Annotated in this window: 11 protein-coding genes and 1 pseudogene; 5 read left to right on the top strand and 7 right to left on the bottom strand. The window is 67.8% G+C overall.

Annotation, left to right across the window (positions count from 1 at the left end; all coding sequences use genetic code 11):
* Window positions 1-190: 190 nt before the first annotated feature.
* From fliE to flgB, 3 genes are read right to left on the bottom strand one after another with little or no spacing between them, the layout of a single operon-like run.
* On the bottom strand, window positions 191-505 hold the full coding sequence (gene fliE, locus RTU05_RS15925) for a flagellar hook-basal body complex protein FliE (protein WP_312599315.1): 315 nt from the start codon (window positions 503-505) through the stop codon (window positions 191-193).
* Between the two features lie 10 nt (window positions 506-515).
* A complete protein-coding gene (gene flgC, locus RTU05_RS15920) occupies window positions 516-935 on the bottom strand; it encodes a flagellar basal body rod protein FlgC (RefSeq protein WP_248118387.1) in 420 nt (139 codons plus the stop codon).
* Window positions 936-951: 16 nt separating this feature from the next.
* Window positions 952-1,356 carry a flagellar basal body rod protein FlgB gene (flgB, locus tag RTU05_RS15915; RefSeq protein WP_312599314.1) on the bottom strand — a complete coding sequence of 135 codons (405 nt, stop codon included), beginning with the start codon at window positions 1,354-1,356 and terminating at the stop codon, window positions 952-954.
* A gap of 142 nt (window positions 1,357-1,498) precedes the next feature.
* Here flgB and RTU05_RS15910 point away from each other — a divergent pair, with 142 nt between their 5' ends.
* From RTU05_RS15910 to RTU05_RS15900, 3 genes are all read left to right on the top strand, one after another.
* Window positions 1,499-1,774: a flagellar biosynthetic protein FliO gene (locus RTU05_RS15910; protein ID WP_312599316.1), complete on the top strand. Its 276-nt coding sequence runs from the start codon at window positions 1,499-1,501 to the stop codon at window positions 1,772-1,774.
* Window positions 1,771-2,583, top strand: a complete 813-nt coding sequence (gene fliP, locus RTU05_RS15905) for a flagellar type III secretion system pore protein FliP (protein ID WP_312599313.1) — start codon at window positions 1,771-1,773, stop codon at window positions 2,581-2,583. Before RTU05_RS15910 ends, fliP begins: the two co-directional genes overlap by 4 nt.
* 114 nt (window positions 2,584-2,697) lie before the next feature.
* Complete coding sequence (locus RTU05_RS15900) at window positions 2,698-2,976, top strand: HU family DNA-binding protein (protein ID WP_087120554.1); 279 nt, start codon at window positions 2,698-2,700, stop codon at window positions 2,974-2,976.
* Between the two features lie 262 nt (window positions 2,977-3,238).
* On the opposite strand, the gene RTU05_RS15895 is transcribed toward RTU05_RS15900, so the two are convergent.
* Window positions 3,239-6,088, bottom strand: a complete 2,850-nt coding sequence (locus tag RTU05_RS15895) for a hypothetical protein (RefSeq protein WP_312599312.1) — start codon at window positions 6,086-6,088, stop codon at window positions 3,239-3,241.
* Between the two features lie 121 nt (window positions 6,089-6,209).
* Here RTU05_RS15895 and RTU05_RS15890 point away from each other — a divergent pair, with 121 nt between their 5' ends.
* Complete coding sequence (locus RTU05_RS15890) at window positions 6,210-6,599, top strand: DUF983 domain-containing protein (protein WP_312599311.1); 390 nt, start codon at window positions 6,210-6,212, stop codon at window positions 6,597-6,599.
* 256 nt (window positions 6,600-6,855) lie between these two features.
* Here the strand turns inward: RTU05_RS15890 and RTU05_RS15885 are convergent, their stop codons facing one another.
* Window positions 6,856-7,176: a nucleotidyltransferase family protein gene (locus RTU05_RS15885; RefSeq protein ID WP_312599310.1), complete on the bottom strand. Its 321-nt coding sequence runs from the start codon at window positions 7,174-7,176 to the stop codon at window positions 6,856-6,858.
* Here RTU05_RS15885 and RTU05_RS15880 point away from each other — a divergent pair.
* Window positions 7,175-7,675 carry a hypothetical protein gene (locus tag RTU05_RS15880; RefSeq protein WP_312599309.1) on the top strand — a complete coding sequence of 167 codons (501 nt, stop codon included), beginning with the start codon at window positions 7,175-7,177 and terminating at the stop codon, window positions 7,673-7,675. The two genes, RTU05_RS15885 and RTU05_RS15880, sit on opposite strands and share 2 nt — an antisense overlap.
* 13 nt (window positions 7,676-7,688) lie before the next feature.
* On the opposite strand, the gene RTU05_RS15875 is transcribed toward RTU05_RS15880, so the two are convergent.
* A complete protein-coding gene (locus RTU05_RS15875) occupies window positions 7,689-8,270 on the bottom strand; it encodes a nucleotidyltransferase family protein (RefSeq protein WP_312599308.1) in 582 nt (193 codons plus the stop codon).
* A gap of 4 nt (window positions 8,271-8,274) precedes the next feature.
* A pseudogene (locus RTU05_RS15870) lies at window positions 8,275-8,373 on the bottom strand (bifunctional hydroxymethylpyrimidine kinase/phosphomethylpyrimidine kinase); the annotation flags it as partial.

Genomic DNA, 8,373 nt, shown 5'->3' with positions numbered 1-8,373 from the left:
TGACAACCTCCGCAAAGGCAGCCTTGAATCACGCTTCAGCCTAATCCGGAATCCCCAGAGTCCACAGATCCTAGGCCTTGTGCCTAGGATCCAGAAACACAGGCGTCAGAACACGGGGCTCACCTTCAAACACCGGCCGTATGGATCCTCGGCACGAGGCCGAGGATGACGGCCGCAAGAGCCAATCCCCTCAGATCGGCATCGCCATGATTTCCTTATAGGCGGAAATCACCTGGTCCCGGACCGAGATCACCGTCTCCAGCGACGCCTCGGCCGAGCTAAGCGCCGTCACCACGTCGATCAGATTGCCCTGCCCCTGGACCGAGCGGGTCATCTGGGTTTCCGCCGCGCGCGACTGCTGGGTCATGTCGGTCATGGCGTTCTTGACCAGGTCGGCGAAGCCGCCGTCGCCGGCGCCGGGCGCCGCTGCGGCCCCCGACAGGCCCGTCGGCATGGCGCCGCCCTGGACGGCGGCATAGGCCCTGGCGGCCATCATGGGGTTCATGGCCTAGACCTCAGCGTTTGATGATGTCGAGGGTGCGGCTGTCCATCGACCGCGCCGTCTCGATGACGTTCAGATTGGCCTCGTAGGCGCGCTGCGCCTCGCGCATGTCCATGGCCTCGACCAGGGTGTCGACATTGGGCCGCATCACATAACCTTGCGCGTTCGCCGCCGGATGCGACGGGTCGTAGTCCATCTTGAAGTCGCTCTGGTCGGGCCGCACCTCGGCCAGCGTCACCCCCGTCGCCCCATCGACCTCACGCGCCTGAAACACCGGGATCTGGCGGCGATAGGGTTCGCCGCCCGGCGTGCGGGCGGTGGACTGGGCGTTGGCGATGTTCTCGGCGATGACGCGCATCCGCGACTGCTGCGCCTTCAGCGCAGAGGCGGCCACGGCCATGGCGCTGTTGGAGGGGGAGACGGGATCGGTCATGGCTTAAGCGTCCTCCTCAGCCGCCGGGCCGTTTGGCGGCCAGGCGGATCATGGACATGGACTTCTGGTAGAAGCCGATGGCGGCGTCATAGGCCATGCGGCTCTCGGCCATCTTCAGCATCTGCTCCTCGACCACCACCGAATTGCCGTCCATCGTGGTTTCCGAATCGGGCGCCTTGGCGGGATCGAACCGCGCGGCCGGGCCGCTTGGGGCGATATGGGCCGCATTGGTCCGCGTCATCTGCAGCCCCCCGCCCCTGGCCATGGCGGCGGCGAAGTCGGTCGGCTGTTTCAGGTCGCGCCCGACGTAGCCCGGCGTGTCGGCGTTGGCCACATTCTCGGCGATCACCTTCTGGCGCGCGTCCAGCCAGCCCAGCCGGCCCTTGATCTGCCCCAGCAGCGGTATGTCGGCGACGCCCATGGCGATCTCCCGTGCGACGCGGATGCGTGCGATGGGCAGAAAATGCCGCCTGTTTGGTTAATGGGGGGTTATCTCAACGCCTCGTTAACCGTGGTGGTTAAGACTTGGACCACAGCGCCGACTGCGCGGGGCCTTGCAGCGTATGAATTTCCTCGATCTCGCCCGGGCCGTCTTCGGCCTGGCCTTCACCCTCGGCCTGATCGGGCTCGCGGCCTGGGCCGCGCGCCGTTATGCGCCCCAGTTGCTGGCCAGGCTCAGCGCCGAGCGCGGCGCGCGGCGGATGCAGGTGGTCGAGACCCTGGTCCTGGACCCCGCCCGCCGCCTGGTCCTGGTCCGCATCGACGAGGAGGAGCGGCTGATCCTGCTGGGCGAAGGCCGCGAATTGATCGAGCCGCGCCAGCCGGGAGGCGTGCAATGACGCGCGCTGTGTTCGTCAAACCCACCGGCGCCGAGCTGAAGCGCGCGGCCCTGCTGTCCCTCTTCACCACCCTGATCTGCCTGGCCTGGCCCGTCGCCGCCCTGGCCCAGCAGGCGGCCCAGTCCGGTTCGGCCCTGAACATCGACCTGGGGTCGGGCGCCGGCCTGACCCAGCGGGTGGTGCAGCTGGTCGGGCTGATGACCGTGCTGTCGCTGGCGCCGTCCATCGTCATCATGACCACCAGCTTCGTGCGGATCATCGTGGTCCTGTCGCTGCTGCGGACCGCCCTGGGCCTGCAACAGTCGCCGCCGAACGCCGTCCTGGTGTCCCTTTCGCTGTTCCTCAGCGCCATCGTCATGGCCCCGACCTGGCAGGACGCCTATGATTCGGGCATCCGTCCGCTGATGGATCAGCAGATCGAACTGCCCCAGGCTTTCGATCAGGCGTCCGAGCCGGTGAAAACCTTCATGCTGGCCCAGGTGGACCGCGGCGACCTGGCCCTGTTCACCCGCCTGTCCAAGATCGAGGCCCCTCAGAACGTTCAGGAACTGCCGCTCCGCGTCGTCACCCCGGCCTTCATGATCAGCGAGTTGAAGAAGGCGTTCGAAATCGGATTTCTCCTTTTCGTTCCGTTTCTTGTGATCGATCTGGTGGTGGCCAGCGTGCTGATGTCCATGGGCATGATGATGCTGCCGCCGGTGGTGGTGTCCCTGCCGTTCAAACTGATCTTCTTCGTGCTGGTGGACGGCTGGCGACTGGTCGCCGGAAGCCTGGTCGAGAGCTTCCAGCGCGCGTCCGGCGCCGGATAATCCCCCGCCCCCTATGGCTTTTGGCGTCATCGGCGCTTGCAATGCCGGTGGAAATCCGTGTTGATCCCCCGGTCCTCGCCCTGAATCGGGCGAATAACACTGGAACCGCTTCTTATGACCACTCAAGCCGAACTGATCGCCGCCGTCGCCAAGGACGCCGGTGTCTCGCAGGCCGACGCCGGCAAGGTGCTGACCGCGATCGTCGAAAACATCCACTCGACCCTGAAGTCGGGCGGCGACATCCGCATCTCCAACCTGGGCGTCTTCGACACCGCCGCCCGCGCCGAGCGCGAAGGCCGCAACCCGGCCACCGGCGCGACCATCAAGATCGCCGCCTCCAAGGCCGTGCGCTTCCGCGTCTCCAAGCCGCTGAAGGACGCCGTCAACGGCTAAGCCTTTTCGATCCCGCCCGGCGGGATCGGCAATGCTCGACGGGCGGGGATCGCGATGCGGTCTCCGCCCGTTTCCGTTTCAGGCGGCCCTATCACGCCGTCATTCCGGGGCGTCCGTAGGACGAACCCGGAACCCAGGGGGTCATCCCCAGTGTCCAATGGATCAGCGCCGTCGCTGTCGTCCTGGGTTGGCTGCTACGCGCCGCCCTTCGGGTCCGGGTTCTTCGCTGCGCTCAGCCCCGGAATGACGAGCAGGTGCTCGATCAGGCCGCTGCTTTCGCGTCCGCTTCCTTCCTGAACGCCTGTTTGGCGCTGTTGACCCAGCCGACGAAGGTGTCCGCCTGGCTGGACAGATTGGCGAAGTCGCCCGTCCCCGCCACGCCCGACAGATTGTCGTCCAGCGCCACCCGGATCGCCGCCGCCGACCGCGCGCCCGCCACGAACGGCCCATAGCGGCCGCTCAGCCGCTGCAGCGCCGGCCGGTCACCCGCCAGCGAATAGCCCACGCCCGCCCGGATCAGCCAGCTTTCCTCGGCCGGCGTCAGGGCCGTTCCCGTGGTCTTGTAGCGGTCGCCCAGCCGCGCCTCATAGACCGGCGCCGCCTCGGCCCATTTCTGCTGTTTCCAGAAGATGTCGGCCCGCACCTCGCGCGCCGGGTTCGACTGATCCCGATCCAGCACCTCCAGCGCATGGTCGAACCGGCCCAGGTCCATCAGGGCGCGGGCCTCCAGCGCGCGCCGCTCGCTGTTCATCGCGGCCGGCAACAGGGTGGTGCGCGACCCCCAGATCGCCTGCAGCGCCTTCTCCGGCTGGCGATCCATCAGATAGACGGTGGCCAGATTGGTGGCGACCTGGGCCTTGGCCACACCGTCCAGCCGCTCGTCCACCTGGTGCTGCAAAAGCTCGGCCGCCTGGTCCAGCAGGTCCACGTCGATCAGGCGGCGCGACAGGCGGCGCACCATCTCGTCCCCGTCCGCCCCGATCGGCGTCAGTTCGCGGAAGTCGTAGAACAGGGCCAGGGCCTGCACCGGCTGCAATCCATCGGCCGCCCCCTCCAGAAACAGGGCGCGGAAGGCGTTGGACTGATCGGCCTGGATCTCGGTCGCGCCGGGAATGCCCGACAGCCGCCTGCCCGCCCCGCGCAGGGCGTCCAGCGCCTCGCGGTAACGCCCCTGTTTCAGATAGATGTCGGCCAGCTTGCGGATCACCGCCAGTTCCGTGCCGTCTCCGCGCCAACGCCATTTCAGCTGTTCCAGCTGCTGGGCCGCCTGGTCGGGGCTCAGCGCGCCCTTGTCCATCTCCAGGCCGATGGCGCCCAGTTTGGCCGGGGTGGCGATCCCGTCCAGCGGCGCGCGCGCCACGGCCTTGTAAACCGCCAGCGCCCGGCCCTTGTCGCCCTGCAGATCGAACAGCCGCGCCTGCACCAGCCGCGCAGTCAGCTGGTCCGCCGCCGGCGCCTTCTGGCTGAAGCTGTAGGCCAGCAGTTGCTGGGCGGCGGCCAAGTCGCCGGTCTCGATGGCCGCCAGCGCATGGGCGGCGCCGAACCGCGCGCGCCAGGCGGGGGGAAAGTCGTCGATCACCGAGGCCCCGGCGGCGAAGTTGCGCCTGGCCCCCTCCCAGTCGCCCTGTTCAGAGGCGATATAGCCCTGCCACACCTTGGTCGCCGGGTCGTCGGCCAGGGCCGCGCCCGCGAAATCGACCTGCGCCTCCTCCAGCCGCCCCACGCCGACGCGGGCGACGCCGCGCAGGCCCCTGACCTCCGGCTCGCCCTGCAGGTTCGGCGCCTTGGCGATCAGGGCGTTCAGCACCCCGATGGCCTCATAGTTCAGTCCCGACCCGACCAGGAACCGCGCCAGGGCCATCCGCGCCTCGATGGGGGCGCGCGGATCGTCGGCCGCCGCGATGGTCTCCAGCCCCGCCGCATCCTGCAGCCGGCGATAGCGGTCCGAGAAGCCCGCCTCGCCCGTCGCGGCCCAGCCCTCGTCGATCATGGCCGGATAGGCGGCGCGCCGGGGCGCATCGGCCGCATGATCGCCGGTCTCCAGCCCCGCCGACGGCGCCGACAGCGTCAGCCCCTTGGGCCGGCTCAGCGTCACCAGATCGCCCGCCGCCTCGATCCTCAGGTCGTCGGCGCCCGTCTCGACCGCCATTCCCTGGGCGGTGGGGATCAGGGTCAGATCGACCGTACGCCGTCCGCCGCCATAGCCCTTGCCCGGCGCCAGGGCCGTCACCGCCGCGAACCGGTCGCCCACCAGCGGGTCGGTCAGCCAGATCGCCTTGGTCGCCCCGGCCATCCGCGCCACCAGGGTCGCGGACCCGTCCTCGGCCCTGCCCACCTCGACGCCCGAGGCGGCGGGCGCGGTTCCGCCCAGGGTCACCGTCCAGATCCCGCCCTGCCCCTGCGCCGCCACACCCATGTCGTCGGGCGCCGAAATCCGCATGGCGGTATAGCCCGGCCCCGCCGCCCAGCGCGCATCCTTGGCCGGACCCAGTTGTTTGGCGCCGGTCATGTCCATCCGCGCGGCGGTGTCGAAGACGATCCACACCGCATCGCCGCGCCGGAACACGGCCGCGCCCACCGGCGCGCTCCATTGGAAGGTCAGCACCGTCTTGTCGGCGCTGGTTTCGGCCTTGACCGGCACGACCGCATCCGTGGTCGCCGGCTTGGCCGCGTCCCCGCCCTGCGGCGCCTTGCCGGGCGCATAGAGGTTCAGCCAGACCGCCCCGTCCGCCACGCCCGAACGGGCGTCGGCGCCCTCCTCCAGGGTGATGATCAGGTCCGTGCCGCCGCCGGCGCGCGCGGCCCGGGTCTCGACCGACTTCACCCCGGCGGGCGGATCGACCTTCAGGCGCGACACGTCTGGCGCCGCCGTCGTGCCCAGCCGCACCACCACCTTGTCGCCCTGGCGGCTGACGCGCGAGCGCACGCCGATCACGCCGCCGAACTCGACGCGGGTGAACTCAGCGTTCTGGCCGATGCCTATGGACAGCGGATCGCGCGGACGCCCCGCCTCCTGCGCCAGGGGCGACAGCGGCGCGAGCACGACGGCGCCGGCCGCGGCGGCCGCCACGGTCGTCTTCAGAATACGCTTGGTCGGCGCGGCCCCGGACATATCCCCCGACCCATGCGGCACAAGCCCTTTAATCGCGGTTAACCGCCGTTCACCGTGAGGCGGCGGCGATAGGACAACCCGTCCACGCGACAAGCCCCCCCGCAGCGCGCATACTGACCCCATGACGGACTATCCGCCCCTCAGCACGATCAAGACCGGCCTGGCCTGCCGTTGCCCCCGCTGCGGCAAGGGCCCGCTGTTTAAGGGCTATCTGACCCTGCGCGAAGGCTGTACGGACTGCGGCCTCAGCTACGCCTTCGCCGACCCGGCGGACGGCCCGGCCTTCTTCGTCATGTCGGCGGTGGGGGTCATCGGCATGATCCTGCTGATGGCGTTCGAGTTCACGGTTCACCCGCCGATCTGGGTCCATGCGGTCGTGACCCTGCCCCTGCTGGTCGCCATGTGCCTGGGCTGCCTGCGCCCGTTCAAGGCTTGGCTGGTCGCCGAACAGTTCATCCACAAGGCCGCCCCGCCCGAGTTCTCCTCCAATGGCAAGCACGGGCCTTACTAGGGCATTCGGCGGTCGAGTTGGGCCTGAACGTATAAGGTTCGTCACAACGGACACAGCGAGGCCACAGCGAACACGACGGAGACGGACTCCGATCGAAAGGTCTTGAAGGCCTGCGGCGGCGAAGCCGCAGACTTATCGACAGCTTGCAGAAACCAGGAGCCGACGCGCCTTGGGTCTCGTCGTGGTCTTCGCGACCTCGCTGTGTCCGTTGTGATGAACGCCTTTCAGGCAGGCATCCACTCAAGCGCCGATCGCCCTAGAGTTCCACCACCGTCAGTTCCGGCCACCGCGCCCGCGCGCCGTCGATCACCTTGGCCCAGCTTTTGGCCACCGGCCGGTTCGGATTGGGCCGGACGGTCATGGAAAACACGTCCTCCAGCCCGAACGGCGCAGCGACAGTGATGGCGTCGTCCGCCTCCAGCCGCACGCCCACCGCGAAGGTGGGCGCCACGAACCGCCCCAGCGCCTCGTCCGTCGATCCCAGCGCCTGATAGGGCTCGCCGAACCGATCCTGGAACCACAGATGCACGCAACTCTGTTTGTATATTCGGACCATCTGCCCCTTAACTGGCGTCATGGTTGAAGCCGCTCTCCCGCCCGCGTTGCGCTCCCCTTGGGCCATGTTCGTCCTTCGCAACAGGGCGCAGGACATTTCGGGGTTTGATGTGGAGCGTCGCTGGGCGAACGACCTAATCAATCTGGGACTGTCATCTGATGCAGTAGTCGGTCTCGCCATCCTACGGGACGAAGAATGGCAGGAAGCACCGCCTCTGGTCGATACAATCCTTCGCGAACTATCGGTCGATCCTACGGATAAACCGCGCCTGTTGCACGTCATCCGACACCAAATCGCTCTCGCCATTGAGAACGGTGGCGATCCTCGCACCCATGCCAGAGACGGCATGTTGTTTGCTTCGGAGTTTCACGACCTGCCGGGCTACGATGGCGTGCTGGATGTCTTCTACGCTATTGATGACGAGTTCGACCTCGAAGCCTCGGGCATCGACTTCGACCCAAGCCTAAAGAAACTCGGGGCGAAAAGATGGACCTTGAAACAGCTTCGCGAGCAAAAATAGCTGTGGTCCGCAATCAGACCTGAACGACATTGAGTTCAGGCCAACGCGCCTTCGCCTTCTCGATGATGCGATCCCAGTCCTTTGCGACGGCTCGATCAGGGGTCGGACGGATGGTCAAATTGAACACGTCCTCCAGCCCGAATGGCGCGGCCACGGTGATTTCACCGTCTTCTTCCAGTCTCACACCAACCGCAAAACAGGGCGCGACGAAGCGGGTCAGGGCCTCATCTGTGTTGGTCAGAGCCGAGTAGTAACCGCCGAATTTAGTCGAGTGCCATAAATGAACCCGCGCCTGGTTCCTGACCTCGACCTGGCTGCGGAGCGGCGCGTCGAAGGCGGCGGCGACCCGTTTGATGACGACGTCCTCGGCTTCGTAGGACAGGTCCGACCCGTCGAAATAGGCCAGGTCGTAGTCCTTGACCCCATACCCCGCCGGCCGCCCCGTCCGGGCGTTCCAAACCGCCTGATAGACAGCCCCCGACACCAGCCGCCAGTCCGGCAGGTCCAGCGCTCGCACCGTGGTCAAAACATGCATCAGATTGGGGTCGGCGCGCACGATCTCGACCAGTCGCGCCTCGAGATTCGTCGTCGTCATGGGTTCAGCCACGCACCGGCCAGCCGTGGTCCAGCGGGCCGTGGCCGCCGCCCAGGCCCGGCGCGCGGCGGATCGCCTCGCCGACATAGGCCCAGGCTTCGGC

Source organism: Brevundimonas sp., from assembly GCF_032017145.1.
In the GTDB taxonomy this organism is placed as follows: domain Bacteria; phylum Pseudomonadota; class Alphaproteobacteria; order Caulobacterales; family Caulobacteraceae; genus Brevundimonas.
Note: the sequence above shows the minus strand (reverse complement) of the source record. Positions and strands in the feature narration are given on the sequence as shown.